20 protein-coding genes are annotated in these 22,662 nt (G+C 45.8%); all 20 read left to right on the top strand.

Annotated features, from left to right (window positions below):
• The first annotated feature begins 41 nt into the window (after positions 1-41).
• Entirely contained in the window at positions 42-527 is a 486-nt protein-coding gene (rimP, locus tag Q0785_RS08405) for a ribosome maturation factor RimP (protein ID WP_223633212.1), read from the top strand.
• 20 nt (positions 528-547) lie between these two features.
• Positions 548-1,675 carry a transcription termination factor NusA gene (nusA, locus tag Q0785_RS08400; protein ID WP_223633209.1) on the top strand — a complete coding sequence of 376 codons (1,128 nt, stop codon included), beginning with the start codon at positions 548-550 and terminating at the stop codon, positions 1,673-1,675.
• A 20-nt stretch (positions 1,676-1,695) separates the two neighbouring features.
• Entirely contained in the window at positions 1,696-1,974 is a 279-nt protein-coding gene (locus tag Q0785_RS08395) for a YlxR family protein (protein WP_298828446.1), read from the top strand.
• Positions 1,974-2,318 (top strand): YlxQ family RNA-binding protein, encoded by a 345-nt coding sequence (locus Q0785_RS08390; protein WP_223633191.1) that lies wholly within the window; start codon positions 1,974-1,976, stop codon positions 2,316-2,318. The genes Q0785_RS08395 and Q0785_RS08390 overlap by 1 nt, the downstream gene beginning before the upstream one ends.
• Positions 2,296-4,647 (top strand): translation initiation factor IF-2, encoded by a 2,352-nt coding sequence (infB, locus tag Q0785_RS08385; RefSeq protein WP_298828438.1) that lies wholly within the window; start codon positions 2,296-2,298, stop codon positions 4,645-4,647. Before Q0785_RS08390 ends, infB begins: the two co-directional genes overlap by 23 nt.
• Positions 4,644-4,922, top strand: a complete 279-nt coding sequence (locus Q0785_RS08380; RefSeq protein ID WP_142826546.1) for a DUF503 domain-containing protein — start codon at positions 4,644-4,646, stop codon at positions 4,920-4,922. The genes infB and Q0785_RS08380 overlap by 4 nt, the downstream gene beginning before the upstream one ends.
• Before the next feature lie 18 nt (positions 4,923-4,940).
• On the top strand, positions 4,941-5,291 hold the full coding sequence (gene rbfA / locus Q0785_RS08375; protein ID WP_215099824.1) for a 30S ribosome-binding factor RbfA: 351 nt from the start codon (positions 4,941-4,943) through the stop codon (positions 5,289-5,291).
• A 65-nt stretch (positions 5,292-5,356) separates the two neighbouring features.
• Positions 5,357-6,286, top strand: a complete 930-nt coding sequence (truB, locus tag Q0785_RS08370) for a tRNA pseudouridine(55) synthase TruB (protein ID WP_298828433.1) — start codon at positions 5,357-5,359, stop codon at positions 6,284-6,286.
• 1 nt (position 6,287) lies between these two features.
• Positions 6,288-7,238: a riboflavin biosynthesis protein RibF gene (ribF, locus tag Q0785_RS08365; RefSeq protein ID WP_298828430.1), complete on the top strand. Its 951-nt coding sequence runs from the start codon at positions 6,288-6,290 to the stop codon at positions 7,236-7,238.
• Positions 7,239-7,373: 135 nt separating this feature from the next.
• A complete protein-coding gene (gene rpsO, locus Q0785_RS08360) occupies positions 7,374-7,643 on the top strand; it encodes a 30S ribosomal protein S15 (RefSeq protein ID WP_142826542.1) in 270 nt (89 codons plus the stop codon).
• Between the two features lie 149 nt (positions 7,644-7,792).
• The gene (gene pnp, locus Q0785_RS08355) at positions 7,793-9,910 is read left to right on the top strand and encodes a polyribonucleotide nucleotidyltransferase (RefSeq protein WP_298828426.1); all 2,118 of its coding nucleotides are present in this window, start codon (positions 7,793-7,795) and stop codon (positions 9,908-9,910) included.
• 60 nt (positions 9,911-9,970) lie between these two features.
• Positions 9,971-11,197 carry a pitrilysin family protein gene (locus Q0785_RS08350; RefSeq protein WP_298828422.1) on the top strand — a complete coding sequence of 409 codons (1,227 nt, stop codon included), beginning with the start codon at positions 9,971-9,973 and terminating at the stop codon, positions 11,195-11,197.
• Positions 11,198-11,276: 79 nt separating this feature from the next.
• Entirely contained in the window at positions 11,277-12,314 is a 1,038-nt protein-coding gene (locus Q0785_RS08345) for an aspartate-semialdehyde dehydrogenase (RefSeq protein WP_298828541.1), read from the top strand.
• Positions 12,315-12,442: 128 nt separating this feature from the next.
• Positions 12,443-14,110: a ribonuclease J gene (locus tag Q0785_RS08340; protein WP_298828419.1), complete on the top strand. Its 1,668-nt coding sequence runs from the start codon at positions 12,443-12,445 to the stop codon at positions 14,108-14,110.
• A gap of 78 nt (positions 14,111-14,188) precedes the next feature.
• Positions 14,189-16,525, top strand: coding sequence for a DNA translocase FtsK (locus tag Q0785_RS08335; RefSeq protein ID WP_298828414.1), 2,337 nt, complete (start codon positions 14,189-14,191; stop codon positions 16,523-16,525).
• 175 nt (positions 16,526-16,700) lie between these two features.
• Positions 16,701-17,429 carry a GntR family transcriptional regulator gene (locus Q0785_RS08330; protein WP_223633153.1) on the top strand — a complete coding sequence of 243 codons (729 nt, stop codon included), beginning with the start codon at positions 16,701-16,703 and terminating at the stop codon, positions 17,427-17,429.
• A 47-nt stretch (positions 17,430-17,476) separates the two neighbouring features.
• A complete protein-coding gene (locus Q0785_RS08325; RefSeq protein ID WP_298828406.1) occupies positions 17,477-18,550 on the top strand; it encodes a BMP family protein in 1,074 nt (357 codons plus the stop codon).
• 163 nt (positions 18,551-18,713) lie between these two features.
• On the top strand, positions 18,714-20,273 hold the full coding sequence (locus tag Q0785_RS08320; protein ID WP_298828403.1) for an ABC transporter ATP-binding protein: 1,560 nt from the start codon (positions 18,714-18,716) through the stop codon (positions 20,271-20,273).
• Positions 20,263-21,312 (top strand): ABC transporter permease, encoded by a 1,050-nt coding sequence (locus Q0785_RS08315; protein WP_223633144.1) that lies wholly within the window; start codon positions 20,263-20,265, stop codon positions 21,310-21,312. Before Q0785_RS08320 ends, Q0785_RS08315 begins: the two co-directional genes overlap by 11 nt.
• A 1-nt stretch (position 21,313) precedes the next feature.
• Positions 21,314-22,273, top strand: coding sequence for an ABC transporter permease (locus Q0785_RS08310; RefSeq protein ID WP_298828395.1), 960 nt, complete (start codon positions 21,314-21,316; stop codon positions 22,271-22,273).
• Positions 22,274-22,662 lie beyond the last annotated feature (389 nt).

Raw genomic sequence — 22,662 nt, 5'->3', positions numbered from 1 at the left:
CTTTTCTGTTTGTTATGGCATAAAATTGGCGGGAGGCATGTATGAGCAAAATTACAGAACAAATCGAGAAGATAGCACAGCCCATCACCAGTGAGTTATCACTGGAACTAGTAGATGTGGAATTCCTGAAAGAGGGCCGCAACTGGTTTTTACGGGTATATGTAGACAATCCTGAAGCACCTATTGATATTGATCAATGCGCTTTGGTAAGTGAAAAGTTAAGTGAAATCCTGGATCAATTAGATCCGATTGAACAAAACTATTTCCTGGAAGTTTCTTCCCCAGGGGCAGAACGTCCATTGAAGAAGGAAAAAGATTTCGAAAAGGCTATGGGTAAGTTTATTTACATCAAGACCTATGAACCGGTTGAAGATGCAAAAGAGTTTGAAGGTTATCTTAAGTCTTATGACGATGAACAAGTGGAAATTGAAATCAAGATCAAAACACGCAGAAAAATAATTACTATTGCAAAAGAAAAAATAGCAGTGATTCGTTTAGCCATTGATTTTTCTGTTAAACCTGATTGAAGAACCTGGGAGTGAATAATATGAGCAGTGAGTTATTGGATGCTTTTGAAGTATTGGAGAAACAAAAAGGGATTTCACGTGAAGTCCTGATTGAAGCGATTGAAGCAGCTTTGGTAACTGCATACAAACGGAATTTTAACCAAGCACAGAATGTCCGTGTAGATTTGAACTTGAATACGGGGACAATGCTGGTTTATTCCCGTAAAGATGTTGTCGAGGAAGTTGAAGATGAACGCCTTCATATTTCGTTGGAAGACGCCAAAGTCATCAATCCGGCCTACGAGCTTGGAGATGTCGTGGAAGAAGAAGTGACGCCCCGCAATTTCGGACGCATTGCTGCTCAGACGGCAAAACAAGTAGTCACACAGCGTGTCCGTGAAGCTGAACGCGGCTTGATCTTCGAAGAGTTCGTAGATCGTGCTGACGACATCGTCAACGGCATTGTTGAGCGTATGGACGCACGCAATCTGTATGTTGGACTGGGTAAAGTTGAAGCTGTGTTGCCACAGACAGAGCAAATGCCAAACGAACATTATAAGCCGCATGACCGCATCAAAGTGTATATCACGAAAGTGGAGCGTACGACACGCGGACCGCAAGTATTCGTTTCGCGCACACATCCAGGATTGCTTCGCCGTTTATTTGAAAATGAAGTGCCTGAAATCTACGATGGCATCGTTGAGATCAAGTCAATTGCACGCGAAGCCGGAGACCGTTCAAAAATCTCTGTTTTCGCGCACCGTGATGATATCGATCCCGTCGGCTCATGTGTTGGATCCAAGGGTGGACGTGTTCAGACAATCGTCAACGAATTAAGCGGAGAAAAAATCGATATTGTGGAATGGTCAGAAGAGCCGGTTGTCTTTGTAGCAAACGCGCTTAGCCCGTCCAAAGTATTGGATGTACAAGTAAACGAAGAAGCAAAATCGACTACTGTAGTCGTTCCTGATTATCAATTATCTCTTGCAATCGGCAAACGCGGACAAAATGCTCGTTTGGCAGCGAAATTAACTGGCTGGAAAATCGATATCAAGAGTGAAACCGATGCTCGTGAACTTGGGATTTACCCAAACCCGAACGCTGATATCGAATTAGTGGAATCCGGTGAAGAACTGGACGATTTTGATTTTTACGAAGAAAAAGAATAATGTAGAAAAGGTGATGTCCGTTGGCTCTGCAAAAGAAGATTCCATTACGGAAGTGTGTAGCTACAGGCGAGATGCATCCTAAAAAAGAATTGATCCGTGTTGTCCGTTCAAAAGAAGGCGAAGTAACCGTCGATTTGACAGGCAAGAAATCTGGACGCGGCGCATACCTTTCGAAATCGGAAGATGCCATCGCGGCTGCCCGGAAAAAGAAAGTGCTCGACAAGCAATTGGAAGTCAAGATTCCAGACGAAATCTATGATGAGTTAATTCGCGTCGTTCTCAGAGAGCAGTTGAAATAATGACCAAACAGAAAATTCTTCAATTACTTGGATTGGCCACACGTGCAAGAATGACCATTTCAGGTGAAGAAATGACCGTAAACGAAGTTCGAAAAGGCAAAGCGAAATTAGTGATACTTTCTGAAGACGCTTCAGAAAACACCAGTAAGAAATTGCAGGACAAATGCAAGTCGTATGGAGTGGATCTCCATGTCTTCGGATCCCGTTTTGAGTTGGGACATGCGATAGGCAAAGAAGAGCGGGTAGTTATTGCAATCACAGATAAAGGATTTGCAAAAAAGATAACCAGCTTATATGAAGAAATTAATCGGGGGCGAGCAGATGACCAAAATTCGAGTACATGAATATGCTAAGAAGGTAGACAAGCCAAGTAAAGAGATTATCAATGAGTTGTCTAAACACAATATTACCGTGCAAAACCATATGGCTACATTAGAAGATAATGCTGTATCTAAATTAGACAGCATCTACAAAAATGCATCAGCTGGGCAACGCCCACAAGCGCCATCACGTCCATCTAGCCAAGGACAATCCCGTCCACAAGGCAGTCAGTCGCGTCCATCAGGACAGGGACAATCCCGTCCGCAAGGCGGCCAGTCGCGTCCATCAGGACAAGGACAGTCACGTCCGCAAGGCGGCCAGTCGCGTCCAACAGGACAAAGCCAATCCCGCCCAGCGGCAGCACCGAGTCAAGGGCAATCCCGTTCACAAGGGAATGGCCAACGACCGACTGCACCGGCAAAATCAGGATCGAATTTTACACCGAAGGCAGCTAAACCGACAGCAGGACCTGGACAGCGTTCTTCTGGACGTCCAGGCGGCGGAAACCGTAATGGCTTCCAAAACCGCAACCGCAAAGGAAAGCAGCAGCAACCGGTCAATCCGTTGCCGCCAATGCCTAAAAAAGAGAAAGAACTGCCGGCTAAAATCACTTTCAGTGAGTCATTGACAGTAGCTGAGCTTGCAAAAAAATTAGGGCGCGAGCCTTCTGAAATCATCAAAAAATTATTCATGCTTGGTGTAATGGCTACCATCAACCAAGAGTTGGATAAAGATGCAATTGAATTGATCTGTGCTGAGTATGAGGTTGAAGTGGAAGAAGAGATCTTAGTGGATAAAACGGATCTTGAAGTTTACTTTGAACCTGAAGACGAAAGCCTAAATCAAGAGCGTCCGCCGGTAGTTACGATCATGGGGCACGTTGACCATGGTAAAACGACTTTGCTTGATTCGATCCGCCACACGAAAGTGACTGCTGGAGAAGCAGGCGGAATCACACAGCATATCGGTGCTTATCAGGTTGTTGACGACAACGGCAAGAAAATCACGTTCCTTGATACTCCTGGCCACGCTGCCTTTACGACGATGCGTGCCCGCGGAGCAAAAGTGACTGACCTTGCGATTATTGTTGTTGCAGCAGATGACGGTGTTATGCCACAAACGGTTGAAGCAATCAACCATGCCAAAGCGGCAGAAGTTCCAATCATCATCGCAGTCAACAAAATGGATAAGCCAAGCGCAAATCCTGACCGCGTTATGCAGGAATTGACTGAGCACGGACTAGTAGCGGAAGCTTGGGGCGGCGACACGATTTTCGTTCCGATTTCCGCATTGAATGGAGACGGCATCGATTCATTGCTTGAAATGATCCTACTGGTATCAGAAGTCGGTGAATTGAAAGCAAATCCTGCGCGCCGTGCAATCGGTACAGTTATTGAAGCTGAGCTTGATAAAGGCCGTGGTTCAGTAGCTACACTACTTGTTCAAGATGGCACGTTGAAAGTCGGAGATCCGATTGTTGTCGGAAATACATTTGGCCGTGTTCGTGCCATGGTTTCTGATATTGGACGCCGCGTCAAAGAAGCGGGACCATCAACACCAGTAGAAATTACCGGGTTGAATGATGTACCACAAGCAGGAGACCGCTTTGTTGTCTTTGAAGATGAGAAAACAGCTCGCCAGGTTGGAGAAACACGTGCAACTTCAGCGCTACAAGTACAGCGTTCTGAAAAAACACGGGTAACGCTTGATAATCTGTTCGATCAATTGAAACAAGGCGAGATGAAGGAATTGAACTTGATCGTCAAAGCAGACGTTCAAGGAGCAGTTGAAGCAATGGCTGCATCTCTTCTTAAGATCGATGTGGAAGGCGTCAACGTGAAAGTCATCCATACAGGCGCTGGCGCTATTACAGAGTCCGATGTATCATTGGCAGCTGCATCAAATGCCATCGTCATCGGTTTCAACGTCCGTCCTGATGCAAACGCAAAACGCGCTGCTGATGCAGAAGGCGTAGACATCCGTCTGCACCGCATCATCTATAAAGTGATCGAAGAAATTGAATTTGCGATGAAGGGATTGCTTGATCCCGAGTTTGAAGAAAAAATCATCGGCCAAGCTGAAATCCGCAGCACATTCAAAGTTTCTAAAGTCGGAACAATTGCCGGCAGCTATGTAACTGAAGGCAAAATCACGCGAGACAGTGGCGTTCGTGTCATCCGTGAAGGTATTGTTGTATTCGAAGGTGAAATTGATACCTTGAAACGCTTTAAAGACGACGCAAAAGAAGTAGCAAAAGGCTACGAATGCGGTATCACTATCAAAAACTTCAATGATGTGAAAGAAATGGATATCATCGAAGCTTACGTTATGGAAGAAATCGTACGCAAATGATCCTGTACATGGAATGCGAATTCTTCATTCCAACGGCACATTCGTTAAAAGATAAGCGGGCAGTGGTGAAAAGCATGCTGACCCGCAGCAGACAGAAATTCAATGTTTCCGCAGCAGAGATTGACCACCAGAATGTTTGGCAGCGGACCCGCATCGCTTTTGTCATCGTTTCTTCATCTAAAGAAGTGGCAGATAAGGAAATGGCGCAGGTCCTCTACTATTTGGAAAGCAATCCTGCTTGGGAATGCTTGGAGATTGAAAAAGAATATTTGTAAGAACGAGGTGGATTAGCAATGACAATGCGCGCGAATCGTGTAGCTGAGCAGATGAAAAAAGAGCTTAGCGATATCATCAGCCGAAAACTGAAAGATCCACGTATCGGATTTGTCACTGTAACAGACGTTGAAGTTACAGGAGATCTCCAACAGGCAACTGTATATATCAGCGTTTTAGGCGAAGACTATGCAAAAGAGCAGACATTGCTTGGGTTGACGAAGTCAAAAGGATTTATCCGTTCTGAAATTGGACAGCGGATCCGTCTTCGTAAAACTCCTGAGTTGTCATTTGAAATCGATTCATCGGTTGCGTACGGCAATCGGATCGATACCTTATTGCGTGATATCCAAGAACCAAAAGAAGATTAAAAAGAGCCTGCTGTCTATTTTAGATAGCGGGCTTTTTTTTGCATCAAACAAAGGAGTTGGGGCATATGGCATTGAATGGAATTCTGCCTTTATGGAAAGAAAAAGGAATGACTTCTCACGACTGCGTCTTCAAACTGAGAAAAATTCTTCAGACGAAAAAGGTTGGACATACGGGAACATTGGATCCCGAAGTGGACGGGGTCCTGCCGATCTGCATCGGCAACACGACAAAAGTAGCGGAGTACATCACCGACCAGGGCAAAACCTATGAAGCTGAAGTGACAATCGGCTATTCCACTGAAACGGAAGATGCGACGGGCGAGACAGTGGATACGGATGCGTCTGAGAAGCTTATTACACGTAACCAAGTGGCTGAGGTCCTGATAGGGCTGACAGGCAACATCAAACAGATTCCGCCGATGTATTCTGCAGTCAAAGTGAACGGTAAAAAGCTTTATGAATATGCACGCCAGGGAATTGCTGTTGAGCGGCCCGAACGTATAGTTCGCATTGACTCCATTGAACTATTGGATGACGATCAGCAATGGAAGGGGCAGGAGATTAAATTCAATATCCGCATCCGCTGCGGCAAAGGAACTTATATCCGGACACTGGCAGTGCAAATCGGTCAAGCCTTGGGATATCCTGCGCATATGTCGAGACTGACGCGGACAGAATCCGGGAAATTCAGCCAAAAAGATTGCGTTACACTTGCCGAAGTGGCCGAACTTGCTCAAAATGGAGATATCGGTGACATTTTGAAACCGCTCAGCTATGGGTTAAGTGCGTTTCCATTTATGGAAATCGAGGCTAAACAGATTTTTGCTGTGAAAAATGGTCAGGTTTTGGCGCGTCATGCCATCCTCGATCAAATAGGGTTTGTGGTTTTGACGGTTCAGGGAATTCCTGTAGCACTCTATAAAGACCATCCTGAAAAAGCGGACAAGATGAAACCTGAAAAAATGTTCGGTTTTCCGACAGCTGACGAGGTGTAACATGAAAATTATCCATTTAAGTTATCCGATTCACGTTAAACCCGATTTCGAAACTGGCCCGTTGTCATTGGCGCTCGGTTTTTTCGATGGGGTACATAAAGGGCATCAGAGCGTTATTGGAGCAGCGATCAAACAGGCCAAACAAAAAGGCGTCAAGTCAGCGGTCATGACCTTCGATCCGCATCCTTCCCTGGTGCTCGGCGGCAGAAAAGAAGAAGTCTTTTATATTACGCCGATGCAGCAGAAGATGGAAATCCTGGAAGATATGGGCGTCGATTATTGCTTTATCGTCCGTTTCACTTCAGAATTCGCCAAACTGACGCCTGAAGAGTTCATCAAGTTTTTCATTATAGGCCTCAACGTGGTGCATGTCACAGCTGGCTTTGATTTTTCGTTCGGCAGTAAAGGCAAAGGCGATATGACATTGATGAAACAGGTTGGAGAAGGCCAATATGGCGTCAGCGTGGTTGATAAGCTGGAAGACGGAAATGAAAAAATCAGTTCGACGCGCATTCGTGAGTTATTGAAGCACGGTGCAGTTGAAGAGGTTTGCCATCTGCTGGGGCGCCCATTCCGCGTGTTGGGTACAGTCGTGAATGGCGATAAGCGAGGGCGCACGATCGGTTTCCCAACAGCCAATGTTGAACCTGAGCTTGGTGCGGTCGTTCCGAGCCGCGGTGTCTATGCGGTGAAAATCCAAGTGCAGGGACAGGTTTATAATGGTGTCTGCAACATCGGCTACAAGCCGACCTTCAATAACCCGGATGTGAAAAAACAAGTCATTGAAGTCCATATCCTCGATTTTGACAAATCAATCTATGGGGAAATGGTGGAAGTTGAATGGCATGAGCGGATTCGGGATGAACAGAAATTTTCGGGAATCGATGAACTGAAGGCTCAGATTCAGCGGGACAAAGAGACCGCTGAGCAATTTTTCGCAGGCATTAATTAGACGGTGCAGTTGATTTTAAAAAATCCTTATGCTATTATTTATGAGTACTGAATGTACTAACCGTTGCTTGGCAAATCGAATCACCAACGTTTGCTCGGTAATTGGGGATATCAGAAATTAGGAGGTGGAAACAGTATGGCAATCACACAAGAACGTAAAAATGAATTGATCAATGAATACAAAGTGCACGACACAGATACTGGGTCTGCAGAAATTCAAATCGCCATTCTTACAGAAGACATCAACAATTTGAATGAGCACTTACGTACTCACAAAAAAGATCATCACTCACGTCGTGGTCTATTCAAAATGGTTGGACGCCGTCGTAACTTGCTGAAATACTTACGTGAAAACGAAGTAGCTCGCTACCGCGAATTAATCGCAAGACTTGGCCTACGCCGTTAATAGCAAACAGTAAAAGCGGGATTCGTCCCGCTTTTTCTTTATGGATAAAACTTTAATCTATCGCATCGCATACCGGATGCTTTTTTGATACACTACTATTGGATACATATAGTATATAGAAACAAGGTAAGAGAGAGGAGCTCGATATTATGGGGCAAACAAAAAAAGTCTACACACTTGATTGGGCAGGCCGTGAATTACAGGTTGAGGTCGGCCAATTGGCAAAACAAGCAAACGGAGCAGCATTGATCCGTTATGGCGATACAGCAGTTCTTTCAACTGCAACCGCTTCAAAAACTCCGAAACCATTGGATTTCTTCCCACTGACTGTAAACTACGAAGAGCGTCTTTATGCAGTAGGTAAAATCCCTGGCGGATTCATCAAACGTGAAGGACGCCCTTCTGAAAAAGCGACCTTGACAAGCCGTTTGATCGACCGTCCGATCCGTCCCTTATTCCCGGATGGCTTCCGTAATGAAGTTCAGGTCATTTCAATGGTCATGTCAGTAGATCAGGATTGCCCGTCAGAAATGGCTGCAATGTTCGGTTCTTCTCTAGCTTTGATGATTTCTGATATTCCTTTCGGCGGACCGATTGCTGGAGTGATCGTCGGCTTGATCGACGGACAATACATCATCAATCCGACAAATGATCAGCTTGAAAAAAGCTCGATCAACTTGACGGTTGCCGGAACAAAAGATGCCATCAATATGGTGGAAGCAGGAGCGAAGGAAGTTTCTGAAGAAATCATTCTAGAAGCGATCATGTTCGGCCACGAAGAAATCAAGAAATTGATCGCTTTCCAAGAGCAGATTGCTGCGGAAGTCGGCAAAGACAAAACCGATATCCAGCTATATGAATTGGATGCCGACCTGACAAGCTCACTTAAAGAAGCGGTAGAAGCTGAATTGAATGCAGCTGTCCAAATCAATGAAAAACAAGCACGCAATGAAGCTATTGATGAAGTTAAGGCTCGTGCTATGGCTTCGTATGAAGAATCAGACGATGCGGTGAAAAAACAAGCTGGCCAGATTCTTGATAAAATGGTCAAAGATGAAGTCCGCCGCTTGATCACTGACGAAAAAATCCGTCCGGATGGCCGTGGACCTTCTGAAATCCGTCCATTGTCTTCTGAAGTCGGCATTTTAAACCGTACTCACGGTTCAGGTTTGTTCACGCGTGGGCAAACGCAGGCAATGAGCATTTGTACACTTGGCGCTTTAGGTGATGTTCAAATCATTGACGGCCTTGGCATCGAAGATACAAAACGCTTTATGCACCATTACAACTTCCCGTTGTTCTCTGTAGGTGAAACTGGATTCCTTCGCGGACCTGGCCGCCGTGAAATCGGTCACGGAGCACTTGGTGAGCGCGCATTGGAAGCTGTCATTCCAAATGAAAAAGATTTCCCATACACCATCCGTCTTGTTGCGGAAGTATTGGAATCGAACGGTTCAACTTCTCAGGCGAGCATCTGTGCGTCAACGCTTGCAATGATGGATGCTGGCGTACCATTGACAGCTCCGGTTGCAGGTATTGCAATGGGTCTAGTGAAAAAAGGCGATAACTATACGGTGTTGTCTGATATCCAAGGTATGGAAGATCACCTGGGCGATATGGACTTTAAAGTGGCTGGTACTGCTAAAGGCATAACAGCTCTACAAATGGACATCAAGATCGATGGCCTTTCACGTGAAATCCTGGAAGAGGCGTTGACACAAGCTCAAATCGGCCGTATCCACATCCTTGAATCGATGCTGGCGACGATTGCTGAACCGAGAACAACCCTCTCTGCCTATGCACCGAAAATCATCATGGTGAAGATCAACCCTGACAAGATCCGTGACGTAATCGGACCTGGCGGTAAAGTGATCAACAAAATCATCGATGAAACAGGCGTTAAGATTGATACAGAACAAGATGGCACTATCTTCATTTCATCTGTCGATGAAGAGATGAACGCAAAAGCGAAAGCGATGATCGAAAACATCGTACGTGAAGCAAAAGTCGGCGAATATTACGAAGGCAAAGTGAAGCGCATCGAGAAATTCGGGGCATTCGTTGAATTGTTCCCTGGTAAAGACGGACTTCTTCATATATCTGAAATCCAGGAAGAACGGACGAAAGAAGTGGAAGATGTTCTGAAGATGGATCAGGTCGTCGAAGTCAAAGTAATTGAAATTGACCGCCAAGGACGTGTAAACTTGTCACGTAAGATCGTTTTGAAAGAACAAAAAGAAGCTAAAGAAAAACAAAATCAAGAATAACCAACCATTGAAAATTGCCGACTTTGTCGGCAATTTTTTACTATAAGGAGGAACATGCACATGGTGACTACACAGACTTGCAAAAATGGATTGCGCATCGTTTCCGAACATATCCCCCATTTTCATTCCGTTGCGGTAGGGGTCTTTGTCAATAATGGCTCCCGGGATGAATTGCCGGAAGAAAATGGCATCACCCATTTCATCGAACATATGCTTTTCAAAGGGACGGATTCACGGACCGCCAAAGAAATCGCCCGGGAATTCGACCGCATCGGCGGCGATATCAATGCATATACATCAAAAGAATATACCTGCTACTATGCAAAAGTTCTGGATCATCATGCAGAGCATGCAGTAGCAGTGTTGGCTGACATGCTCTTCAATTCGCAGATGGATCCTGTGGAATTCGATAAAGAACGCCAAGTTATCCTGGAGGAAATCAGCATGACAGAAGATATGCCAGATGATGATGTGCATGAACAGCTCTGGCGCGTCATGTATCCGCAAAACTCAATCGGCGCCCCGATACTGGGGACCGCTGAAACCCTTGCGAGCTTTACGCCCGAGAAGATCCGTGAATACATGGATCAGCATTACACACCAGCTAACACCGTTGTGTCGGTGGCTGGCAATATCACACCGGCGCTCTTGGAAGAAATTGAAGCGTTATTTGGTCATTTTGAGAAGAAAGAGAGCCCTAAAAAATATGAACTGCCTGTTTTTACAGCGGGCTACTCATTGAAGAACAAAGAGACAGAACAAGGCCATTTATGCCTTGGATTTCCAGGCCTGTCGTTGAATGATCCGGATATTTACAATGTCACCGTTTTGAACAACATCATCGGTGGCTCCATGTCTTCGAGGCTGTTCCAGGAAATCCGGGAACAACGCGGATTGGCCTATTCGGTTTTCTCTTATCATTCGGCGTATTCCGATCATGGAACGCTGGCGATATACGGGGGAACTTCAGATGAGCAGATGGCTGAAATGCAGCAGGTGATCATGAGCTTGCTGAAGGAATTGAAGAATGGCGGCATCACTGAAGAAGAAATCACCGATTCCAAAGAGCAGTTGAAGGGCAGTTTGATGCTTGGGCTTGAAAGCACCAGTGCACGGATGAGCCGCAACGGCAGACACGAGTTGCTGCTCGGCAAGCACCAGACTTATGACGAAGTGCTGACGCAGATCGATAAGGTATCACTTGAAAAAGTAGTCGCGTTATTGGAGATTCTGGTAGAGTCGCCAGCAGTATCGATCATCCGTCCGAAAGAAGCTTCCCTAGTTTAGGGAAGCTTTTTTGTGATTTCATGCCTTTAGTAGACTAAATTATGTTACAATAATTCAAATCATCATAGAAGGAGCGAATATTGTGAAAACATATAATGTAGCGATTATGGGAGCAACAGGGGCAGTCGGCCAACAAATGATGGAGCAATTGGAGAAACGAAATTTCCCGATAAAAGACATCGTCTTTTTATCCTCAAGCCGATCTGCGGGTAAAGAAATTGAATTCAACGGCAAGACATACACTGTCCAAGAAGCGAAGCCAGCGTCTTTTGAAGGTATCGATATCGCCTTGTTCAGTGCAGGTGGCAGCGTTTCAGAAAAATTCGCGCCTGAAGCTGTCAAACGCGGTGCAGTCGTCATCGATAATACCAGTGCCTTCCGTATGGACAAAGAGGTGCCATTGGTTGTACCTGAAGTGAATAAGAGTGATCTTAGTCTCCATAAAGGAATCATCGCCAATCCGAATTGTTCGACCATCCAGATGGTCTGCGCTTTGCAGCCGCTAAAAGAGCAATTCGGCTTAACGAAAGTCGTGGTCTCCACGTACCAGGCAGTTTCAGGAGCAGGCATTGATGCCATCAATGAACTGAAAGAACAGGCAGGCGACTTTGAAAATGCAAAAGCAGCCGAGGCGAAAATGCTGCCTGTCAAATCCGCTGAACGCCATTATCCGATTGCGTTCAACGTCATTCCTCAAATCGATCAATTCACCGACAATGGCTATACATTCGAGGAAATGAAGATGATCAATGAAACCAAGAAAATAATGCACGATGATTCTTTGGCAGTGGCGGCGACGTGTGTACGCCTTCCAGTGGTCACAGGGCATTCAGAGTCTGTCTATGTGGAGCTCGAAGGGACTGCAACGATCGAACAGGTTAAACAGGCGATGGTAGATGCACCAGGCGTTGAATTGATGGATGATCCGTCGAATCAGGTTTATCCAATGCCTTTAATGACAGCAGGTCTGGATGAAGTATTCGTCGGGCGTATTCGCCAGGATCTGGACAATCCAAACGGCTTCCACCTATGGGTAGTTTCGGATAACCTGGTCAAAGGCGCGGCATTGAATTCGGTTCAGATTGCAGAAGCATTGATTGAAGAAAACATCATTTAATCCCGAACAGCAATCGTAGAAATGAACCGGCCATTGCGCCGGTTTATTTTTTTCTTTGGACTGTTTCCGGTGATTCCCGTATAATGAATTCTATGGATGTGTACGGGTGAATTTTAGGAGGAAATAAATTGAGTAAAATTAAAAATGAAGTAATAAGAGTAATACCATTAGGCGGCGTCGGCGAAATCGGCAAAGCTATGTATGTAGTGGAAATCGATGAAGACCTGTTTGTTGTAGACAGCGGATTGATGTTCCCGGAAGATGAGATGCTGGGCGTCGATATCGTCATTCCGGATATGACCTTCCTGGAAGAAAACAAAGACCGCGTCAAAGGGATCTTTTTGACGCACGGACACGAAGATGCGATCGGTTCAATCGCTTATTTATTGAAAAAGATCCAGGCTCCGGTTTACGGATCGAAATTGACGATTGCGTTAGCCAAAGAGCATATTAAAGAACAGGGTTCATTGAAGCACGTCAAATTCTTTGAAGTAACCAATAAGAGCCGCATGAATTTCGATAAAACGCATGTGACGTTCTTCCATACGACACACAGTATTCCTGACGCACTTGGGATTGTCTTCCACACATCAGAAGGCGCCATCGTGCATACAGGAGAATTCAAGTTCGATCAATCAGCAAAAGGAAGCTACAGACCCGATATCGCGAAAATGGCGAAATTAGGGGAAGACGGCGTACTGATGCTGTTGTCTGATTCGACTGAAGCTGAACGTCCAGGATATACCACGTCTGAAATTGTGGTTGCTGACCACATTCTGTCAGCATTCATTGCTGCAGAAGGCCGTGTATTGGTATCCCTGTATTCATCAAACTTTATCCGTATCCAACAGGTATTTGATATTGCAACAGCGACAGGCAAAAAAGTCGCTGTAGCCGGAAGAAGCTTGGAGAGCAGCTATGAAGTCGGCTTGCGCCTTGGCTACTTGACTGTTCATGAGGATACCGTCATTTCCCTGAAAGACTTGGAAAACTACCGCGATGACGAAGTGGTCATCATTGTTACGGGTAACCAAGGGGAACCGCTTGAAGCACTGGACAAAATGGTCCGCAAGCAGCATAAAGATGTTAAAATCAAAGAAACCGACACCGTATTGATTACATTCACACCATCACCCGGTATGGAAGTTCCAATGTTCCAAACAATGAACAAACTGGCAAAAGCAGGAGCGAACGTTTTGACTTCAAGTAAAAAAGTCCACGTTTCGGGCCACGGCAGCCAGGAAGACTTGAAAATGATGCTGAACATGATGAAACCGAAGTATTTCATCCCGATTCAAGGCGAATACAAGATGCTGATTGCCCACTCTAAATTGGCTCAACAAGTCGGCTTGCACAAGTCTGAAATCTTTATTGCTGATAAAGGTGATATTGTAGAATACAAAGGCGGCAAGGTCCGGATGAGTGGACGTGTAACAGCCGGCAACGTCCTGATTGATGGAATTGGCATCGGGGATGTAGGGAATATCGTCTTGCGTGACCGTAAATTACTGTCACAGGATGGGATTTTCATCGTCGTTGTTACGCTCAACCGTAAAGAGAAGAAAATTGCTTCCGGTCCTGAAATGATTTCGCGCGGGTTTGTATACGTCCGTGAATCAGAAGAATTGATGGACGAATCCACGAGACTGGTCCGCAAGGTCGTTGAAAAATATGTAACCAGAGACGCATTCGAATGGAACAACATCAAACAGGAAATTCGCGATACATTGAATTCCTACCTGTTCCAACAGACAAAGCGCCGTCCGATGATTATCCCGATTATTATGGAATACTAAGAAAAAAGCAAAAGGATTTCCATACCGAGTTATTCGGAGGGAATCCTTTTTCGATTATGGAAGAAATGAGGGATAGCTATGACCAGGGCTCGTACAACTACGAAGGCAAAACCCAAAGCGAGAACAAAAGCAAAACCAAAAACTAAACCGAAAAATAAGAAAAGACAACCGATGCCGATGCTCGCATATGAAGTGATTGGCTTGGTACTATTGGGGATATCCGTATTGATGGTGTTCCAACTGGGTGTCATCGGCAAGATGTTCTACAATATGGCGGAATTTACAGCGGGCTATATGGCTTTTCTGATTCCTTTGGCACTCGTTTGCCTAGCCATCTTTGTGATGGTCAAGCGGGCTTGGCCGAAACCAAGGGCGAAAGTTGCCATCGGCTCGGGCTTTGTATTGGTTGGAATCCTATTGATCTGTCATTTAATCTGGGCAGCAGGTTCCATTTTGCCGATCACATCGTCCAATGTCATTTCTGAGACGATCCGCCATACGCAGATGACCGGTACGATCTGGAGTACGTATTTGGCTACGGGAGGCGGAATCATCGGTGCCTTTCTGTATTCGCTATTGCATGTATTGTTCGATACAGCCGGTACATGGGTTGTCGCAATCATCCTCCTGTCAATCGGCGCGATTATTTTAACAGGTAAAGCGGCAGCACCTTTCATTGCGGAGAAGATTCCAAGTGCACGTCCGGCGATCGACTCGCTTATGAGCCGCTTTCAACGGGAGAAACCGAAAAAGTTGCGCGCTCCCCGCAAGAAGTCGGAACCTGAGCAAGTGCTGGAAATTAATGAATCCTTAGCTTATGAACAAGAAGATGAAGAAGAAGATTTGCTGTACCGGCCGAAGCAGGAAGAGCCGATTATTTCTGCGTTTACTGAAAACGTCAAACCAAAGCAGGCGGAAGCCAAACCTGAACCTGCCGCTGAAGCTGAGACGGGAGAAATCCAATTGATGTCGACTGCAGAAGAGCTGGAGAATGAAGAATACCAGTTGCCTCCACTCAGCCTATTGACGCTGCCGCCGCATCACGACCAAAGCGGGGAGTATTCAGGCATACAGAAAAATGCCAAAAAGCTTGAAAAAACCTTCCAAAGCTTCGGAGTTCGAGCAAAAGTGACTCAGGTCCATTTAGGCCCAGCTGTCACCAAATATGAAGTCCTGCCGGATACCGGTGTCAAAGTGAGTAAAATTGTCAGCCTGCATGACGACTTGGCACTGGCATTGGCAGCACGTGATATTCGCATCGAAGCACCGATTCCAGGGAAGTCAGCAATCGGCATCGAAGTTCCCAACACGGAAGTTTCCATCGTCAGTTTACGTGAAGTACTGGAATCAGAAGAAAACAACCGGCCGGATGCCAAGCTGCTGTTTGCTCTGGGCAGAGATGTGACTGGCCAGGCAGTGATGACAGAACTGAACAAAATGCCGCATCTGCTGGTTGCCGGTTCGACAGGCAGCGGGAAATCGGTTTGCATCAACGGCATCATCACCAGCATCATCATGCGCGCCAAACCGCATGAAGTGAAAATGATGATGATCGACCCGAAAATGGTCGAACTGAACGTCTATAACGGCATCCCGCATCTATTGGCGCCGGTTGTGACCGATCCGCGCAAAGCGGCACAGGCTTTGAAGAAAATCGTTTCGGAAATGGAAAGAAGATATGAGTTGTTTTCACATACCGGAACGCGCAATATCGAAGGCTATAATGAGTACGTGCGCGTCTTCAATGAAGAAAATGAAGACAAGCACCCTAAACTGCCATTTATCGTCGTGATTGTCGATGAATTGGCTGATTTGATGATGGTCGCTTCCAACGAAGTCGAAGATGCCATTACACGCTTGGCACAGATGGCCCGTGCAGCCGGAATCCACTTGATCATCGCTACACAGCGTCCGAGTGTCAACGTCATTACAGGCGTCATCAAAGCCAATATCCCATCCCGTATCTCCTTTGCCGTATCATCATCCATCGATTCACGGACAATCTTGGATATGGGCGGTGCTGAGAAATTACTGGGCCGCGGGGATATGTTATTCCTCGGAGCTGGCCAATCGAAACCGGTTCGTGTCCAAGGAGCATTTCTTTCCGACTCAGAGGTCGAAAAAATTGTCGATTTTGTAATCGAACAGCAGAAAGCGCAATACCAGGAAGACATGATTCCAAGCGAAATTGATGAAACCAAAATTGATGAAGAGACAGATGAAATTTATGATGAAGCTGTGCAGTTGGTTACAGAAATGCAGACAGCATCAGTTTCAATGCTACAACGCCGCTTCCGTGTGGGCTATTCGCGGGCTGCCCGGATCATAGACCAAATGGAGCAGCGTGGAGTGGTTGGACCTTATGAAGGCAGTAAGCCACGGACTGTCTTAGTTCCAAAGCAGGAAGATTATTGAGCAATTGGGGTTTTTTTGTGACAAAATGATTAGTATTTTAGATTATTAAGAAACGAAAATTCGCTAAATTCGACAAATTGCTATTTATTTCATTTCTGATAAGTGGTATAGTAATTTTGATTAGTAGGAATGTTTTACATCAGATGTCTGATCTCTGTCATGGGTGGTGAATCGTATGACAATTAAATCGGATCATCGTGCTTTGTACCTTCAAGTGATCGATCGGATGAAACAGGATATTGCTGCGGGCGTCTACAAAGAAAAAGAGAAGTTGCCGTCCGAATTCGAATTATCGAAAACACTGGGAGTCAGCCGGGCGACTTTACGAGAAGCGCTTCGGTTGTTGGAAGAAGATAATATCATCGTCAGACGCCACGGAGTCGGGACGTTCGTCAACTCAAAACCATTGTTTTCTTCAGGGATTGAACAATTGACGAGCGTTTCCGACATGATCCGCCAGGCAGGAATGGAACCCGGTGCCATCTATTTGAGCACGTCGGAGAGCCTTTCGTCTGAAGAAGATATAAAACGCTTTCATTGCACTGCCGATGATACTGTCATTACTATTGAACGCGTCCGCACGGCAAACGGAGAGCCTGTCGTTTACTGTATCGACAAGGTGCCTTCAGATTATTTGCCTGCAGATTTTTTAGGGCGTAAGGAGAGTTCCATTTTTACAGCGATTGAAGAATCAGGGGATATTCATATTGCCTATGCGGTGACATTTATTGATCCGACCGGCTATCATGAAGATGCTTCTCCAATCCTGGAATGTGAACCGGAAACAGCATTACTGGTATTAAAACAGCTCCATTACGATGAAGACGATCGATTGGTGCTTTATTCAAAGAATTATTTCAGAGCTGATAAATTCAGCTTTCATGTGGTTCGCAAACGCGTGTAAAACATCAAATTCCTGCTAATATCAAAAAAACCTTGGGGGTTATTACATTGACAAAACGTAAATTTGGTCTAGGTTTATCATTGATGCTTGCTGCTGGTACTATGCTTGCTGCATGCGGAAGCGAAGAAGATACGTCAACTGGCGAAACTGGCGGGGGAGAAAGCACAGAAGAAGCTTCTGATTTCTCTGTTGCAATGGTTACAGATGTCGGCGGTGTGGATGATAAATCCTTCAACCAATCTGCTTGGGAAGGAATCCAGCAATTTGGTGAAGAAAATGGCCTTGAAAAAGGCGATGGCGGCTTTGATTACCTTCAATCTGCGTCAGATGCGGATTACAACACGAACTTGAACAACTTGATTCGCCGTGATTTTGATGTTGTTTTCGGTATCGGATTCTTGATGGAAGGTGCTGTAGCTGAAATCGCTGAACAGCAACCTGAAGCTCAAATCGCGATCATTGATGCTGTAGTAGATGCTCCAAACGTTGCAAGTGTCCTGTTTAAAGAGCAGGAAGGCGCATTCCTTGCGGGTGTAGCAGCAGCTCTAATGACAGAAACAAATAAAATCGGATTTGTCGGCGGAATGGAAATTCCGGTAATCGAGCGTTTTGAAGCAGGATTCCTTGAAGGGGTTGCGACTGTTGATGATTCAATTGAAGTCGATGTTCAATACACAGGGGCTTTTGATAAAGCGGAATTAGGTAAAACAACTGCAAACCGTATGTACTCTGCTGGAGCGGATATCATTTTCCACGCTGCAGGCGGTACTGGAAACGGAGTATTCACTGAAGCAAAAGAACGTAAAGAAGCAGATCCGGAAGCAAACATCTGGGTTATCGGCGTAGATGCTGACCAATACGATGAAGGTCAAACCGGCGATGCCAATGTTACCTTGACTTCAGTATTGAAGCGCGTAGATACAGCTGTAATCAATATTTCTGAACAGGCAATGGCAGGCGAATTCCCAGGCGGCGAAACCATCACTTACGGTTTATCTGACGATGGTGTAGGCCTTGCTGATTCACGTGGAGCAATTCCTGAAGATAAGATGGCGCAAATCGAAGAATACAAGCAACAAGTTATCGATGGCGACATCACTGTTCCTGAAACAGTAGAGTAAAAGCAAGTCTAATACGGTCATCATAAAGACCGGTTTAACCGGTCTTTATGATTTTTTTTGCCTATAGGCTGAAAATTAATAGACGAAAGGCTTTTGGCAACAGAAGTCTTTCTTGTATTAATTAATTTTCAAGAAGTCAGCAGTTCTTAGGGGAGTGACAATAGTGGAGTATGTAATCGAAATGCTGAATATCCGTAAAGAGTTCGGTACATTTGTCGCCAATGACAATATTACACTGCAGCTGCAAAAGGGAGAAATTCATGCATTATTAGGGGAAAATGGCGCAGGGAAATCGACATTGATGAACGTCTTATTCGGTTTGTACCAGCCGGAAGGCGGAGAAATCCGGGTTCGTGGCAAGAAAGTAGATATTGCCAATCCAAATGTCGCCAATGATCTTGGAATCGGGATGGTTCACCAGCATTTCATGTTGGTCGAAAACTTTTCGGTCACTGAAAACATCATTTTGGGCAGTGAACCAACAAAGTATGGTATCACCAATAAAAAGGATGCAGCAAAAAAAGTTCAAGCTCTGTCTGAGCAGTATGGATTGAATGTTGATCCTTATGCAATCATTGAAGATATTTCAGTGGGGATGCAGCAGCGTGTAGAAATATTGAAGACTTTGTATCGCGGAGCTGAAATCTTGATTTTTGACGAGCCGACGGCTTCATTGACGCCTCAGGAAATCACAGAGTTGATCCAAATCATGAAACGGTTGATTGCAGAAGGCAAGTCCATTATTTTGATTACACATAAGTTAAAGGAAATCATGGATGTTTCTGATCGGGTGACGGTCATCCGTAAAGGCCAGGGAATCGGCACAGTCATCACAGCGGAAACTAATCCGAACGACCTTGCGTCATTGATGGTCGGCCGCCAGGTGGAATTCACCACGGTTAAAGGACAGGCATTCCCAGGTGAAGAAATCTTGGATATTAAAGATCTGGTGGTCCAGGATTACCGGGGTATCGAGAAAGTGAAAAGTTTAAATTTGAACGTCCGTAAAGGTGAAATTGTCGGAATCGCAGGAATTGATGGCAACGGACAATCCGAATTGATCGAGGCGATAACCGGCCTCCGTAAAGTGAAGAGCGGCACGATTTTTATAAATGGAAAAGACGTCACCAATATGAAACCCCGGAAAGTGACGGAAGCTGGAGTTGGCCATATTCCGCAGGATCGCCATAAACATGGTCTGGTATTGGATTTTCCGGTTGGCCATAATATTTCCCTTCAAACGTATTACACAAAACCAATTTCCAAATCTGGCATCATCGATTACAACAAAATAAACGAAAAAGCATTACAGATCATCAAAGATTTTGATGTTCGGACGCAAGGCCCAGGAGAATTGGCTCGTTCACTATCGGGGGGCAATCAGCAAAAAGCCATCATCGGCAGAGAAGTTGACCGGGATCCAGATCTGTTGATTGCAGCATTACCGACGAGAGGCTTGGATGTTGGTGCTATTGAATTCATCCACAGCCGTTTGATTGAACAGCGTGACAACGGCAAGGCTGTCCTGCTCATTTCTTTTGAACTGGATGAAGTCATGAACGTTTCAGACCGCATTGCGGTTATCCATGATGGTGAGATTGTGGATATCGTGACACCGGAAACCACCAGCGAACAGCAATTGGGCTTGCTGATGGCGGGGCATACTGACAACAAAAAAACGCAGGATTTGACAAAGAAGGGTGAGGATCAGCATGTCGAATAGAGCGACAAATCTTCTGGTCCCCATCATTTCCGTTATTTTAGGGCTATTGGTCGGTGCGGTCATCATGCTGGTCAGTGGATATAGTCCAGTGGAAGGCTATGCCGCTCTTTGGAACGGAATTTTTGGAGACATGTATACGATTGGCGAAACGATTCGCCAAATCACCCCTTATTTATTAGCTGGTCTAGCGGTCGCTTTTGCGTTCCGTTCAGGTCTTTTCAATATCGGGGTGGAAGGGCAATTGATTGTCGGCTGGTTTGCTGCGGCGTATGTCGGAGTAGCTGTCGAATTGCCGAAAATCATCCACTTGCCTTTAGCCATCATCGCGGCAGCGGTAGCTGGGGCTTTATGGGGCTTTGTACCAGGCCTTTTGAAAGCAAAATTCCATGTCCATGAAGTAATTGTCACCATCATGATGAACTATATCGCTTTGCATGTAACGAATGCGTTGATCCGGACCGTTTCTGACGGTGGAGACCGCACAGAAAGCATTTTTGCAAGTGCTTCCCTGCGCTCAGAGTTTTTAGAGAACTTGACGGAATTTTCGCGTCTGCATTTCGGAATCATCATTGCTTTGGTCATGGTAGGTGTCATGTGGTTCATCCTGGAGAAAACAACGCTTGGATTTGAACTGAAAGCAGTTGGTTTCAACCAGAACGCCTCGCAATATGCAGGTATGAACGTCAATAAAAACATCATCCTCGCCATGGTCATTTCAGGTGCGTTCGCCGGATTGGGCGGCGCGATGGAAGCGCTTGGAACGTTTGAATACGTGTCTTCCAAAGGCGGATTCACTGGAATCGGGTTTGACGGGATCGCGGTTGCCTTGCTTGGCATGAATACGCCGCTTGGTGTCATCTTCGGTGCTACTTTGTTCGGTTCATTGAAATATGGAGCTTTGAACATGCCGAATGCTGCGGGTATTCCAATTGAGATTGTTGAAATCGTTATAGCGGTTATTATCTTCTTTGTAGCTTCAGGCTACATCATTCGCTTGCTGCTGCTCCGTGCTTCAGCTAAGAAGAAGGAGGCGAAGTAATATGAGTTTCCTTGACGTCCTATACTTCATCATTCCTTCAGCTATATTCTATGCTGCACCCCTTATTTTGGTAGCCATCGGCGGCGTGTTCTCGGAAAGGTCGGGAGTCGTCAACATCGGTCTTGAAGGGCTGATGGTCATCGGTGCATTTGTCGGAATTTTGTTCAACTTATTGTATGCCGATACTTTCGGCGCAGCCACTCCTTGGATCTCATTGATCGCGGCTATGGTTGCGGCATTGGTGTTATCTTTACTGCATGCTGTTGCATCCATTTCATTCCGCGCAGATCAGGTGGTATCCGGTGTTGCCATCAACTTATTGGCGATTGCGCTATCTTTATATCTGGTGAAAAGAATTTTCGATAAAGGGCAGACAGACTTTATCACCGAGCGCTTTTCGCGCTACAATGTTCCGTTCCTTTCGGACATACCGGTTATCGGTCCTTTATTTTTCACCTCTGTTTACAACACATCGTTCTTCGCGATCGCCATTGCCTTTGTAGCATGGTTCGTCATCTACAAAACGCCGTTCGGCTTGCGCCTGCGTGCTGTAGGTGAACACCCGATGGCTGCGGATACGATGGGGATCAACGTAACGAGAATGCGTTATATCGCAGTTATGATTTCCGGGGCGTTAGCTGGAATCGGCGGCGCGATCTATGCACAGACCATCACCAATGATTTTGGGCATGCCACAATCAATGGCCAGGGCTTTATGGCGCTGGCAGCGATGATTTTCGGTAAGTGGCATCCGCTTGGCGCGATGGGAGCCGCCTTATTCTTCGGGTTTGCACAATCCTTGAGTATTGTCGGATCATCCATCCCTTACATCCAAGAGATTCCGAACGTCTTCCTATTGATTTTGCCTTACGTTTTGACGATCTTTGCACTCGCAGGATTTATTGGACGTGCAAATGCACCGCTGGCAAACGGAAAACCATATATCAAAGGACAACGATAAACTATTTGAAAGAGCCGTCATCGCGACGGCTCTTTTTGTTTGCATAAGGGAGCGGGGACTTGTGGTTCTTTAATTACATAACTCCGGTGCCCAGTCCCTCGAGGTCGCTTCGGACTTTCCATCAATGGCAAAAAGCGCCATTACCGGAAAGTCCTCCAGCGCTTGTCAGAGGCGCGCAGGAAGCGGGTCAGCTAACCGTCGCGACAGGACGTCGCGCCCTTAGGTTAGCTTCAGTTAGTTGCCTGCGCTTTTCTATTGTCCAGCTCTAGCGGCCAGATTCTAGGCTCATAAGCCTTCCTGGCTATGTGGCAAAATGCGCCACTTCGCCAGTGCGTCTTATGCCCGTCGAATCTAAACGGGCCGCTTTCACTTTTCTTTATGTCCAGCTC

The sequence above is a fragment of the uncultured Planococcus sp. genome (assembly GCF_947501725.1).
Lineage (GTDB): Bacteria > Bacillota > Bacilli > Bacillales_A > Planococcaceae > Planococcus > Planococcus donghaensis_C.
This window is presented reverse-complemented; position numbering and strand designations above follow the sequence as displayed.

Coding starts and splice junctions, on each gene's coding strand:
- Q0785_RS08380 (WP_142826546.1), top strand. CDS start 4,644: ATGATCCTGTACATGGAATGCGAATTCTTCATTCCAACGGCACATTCG.
- rpsO (WP_142826542.1), top strand. CDS start 7,374: ATGGCAATCACACAAGAACGTAAAAATGAATTGATCAATGAATACAAA.
- infB (WP_298828438.1), top strand. CDS start 2,296: ATGACCAAAATTCGAGTACATGAATATGCTAAGAAGGTAGACAAGCCA.
- Q0785_RS08335 (WP_298828414.1), top strand. CDS start 14,189: ATGACCAGGGCTCGTACAACTACGAAGGCAAAACCCAAAGCGAGAACA.
- Q0785_RS08350 (WP_298828422.1), top strand. CDS start 9,971: ATGGTGACTACACAGACTTGCAAAAATGGATTGCGCATCGTTTCCGAA.
- Q0785_RS08390 (WP_223633191.1), top strand. CDS start 1,974: ATGACCAAACAGAAAATTCTTCAATTACTTGGATTGGCCACACGTGCA.
- rbfA (WP_215099824.1), top strand. CDS start 4,941: ATGACAATGCGCGCGAATCGTGTAGCTGAGCAGATGAAAAAAGAGCTT.
- pnp (WP_298828426.1), top strand. CDS start 7,793: ATGGGGCAAACAAAAAAAGTCTACACACTTGATTGGGCAGGCCGTGAA.
- truB (WP_298828433.1), top strand. CDS start 5,357: ATGGCATTGAATGGAATTCTGCCTTTATGGAAAGAAAAAGGAATGACT.
- rimP (WP_223633212.1), top strand. CDS start 42: ATGAGCAAAATTACAGAACAAATCGAGAAGATAGCACAGCCCATCACC.
- ribF (WP_298828430.1), top strand. CDS start 6,288: ATGAAAATTATCCATTTAAGTTATCCGATTCACGTTAAACCCGATTTC.
- Q0785_RS08315 (WP_223633144.1), top strand. CDS start 20,263: ATGTCGAATAGAGCGACAAATCTTCTGGTCCCCATCATTTCCGTTATT.
- nusA (WP_223633209.1), top strand. CDS start 548: ATGAGCAGTGAGTTATTGGATGCTTTTGAAGTATTGGAGAAACAAAAA.
- Q0785_RS08330 (WP_223633153.1), top strand. CDS start 16,701: ATGACAATTAAATCGGATCATCGTGCTTTGTACCTTCAAGTGATCGAT.
- Q0785_RS08310 (WP_298828395.1), top strand. CDS start 21,314: ATGAGTTTCCTTGACGTCCTATACTTCATCATTCCTTCAGCTATATTC.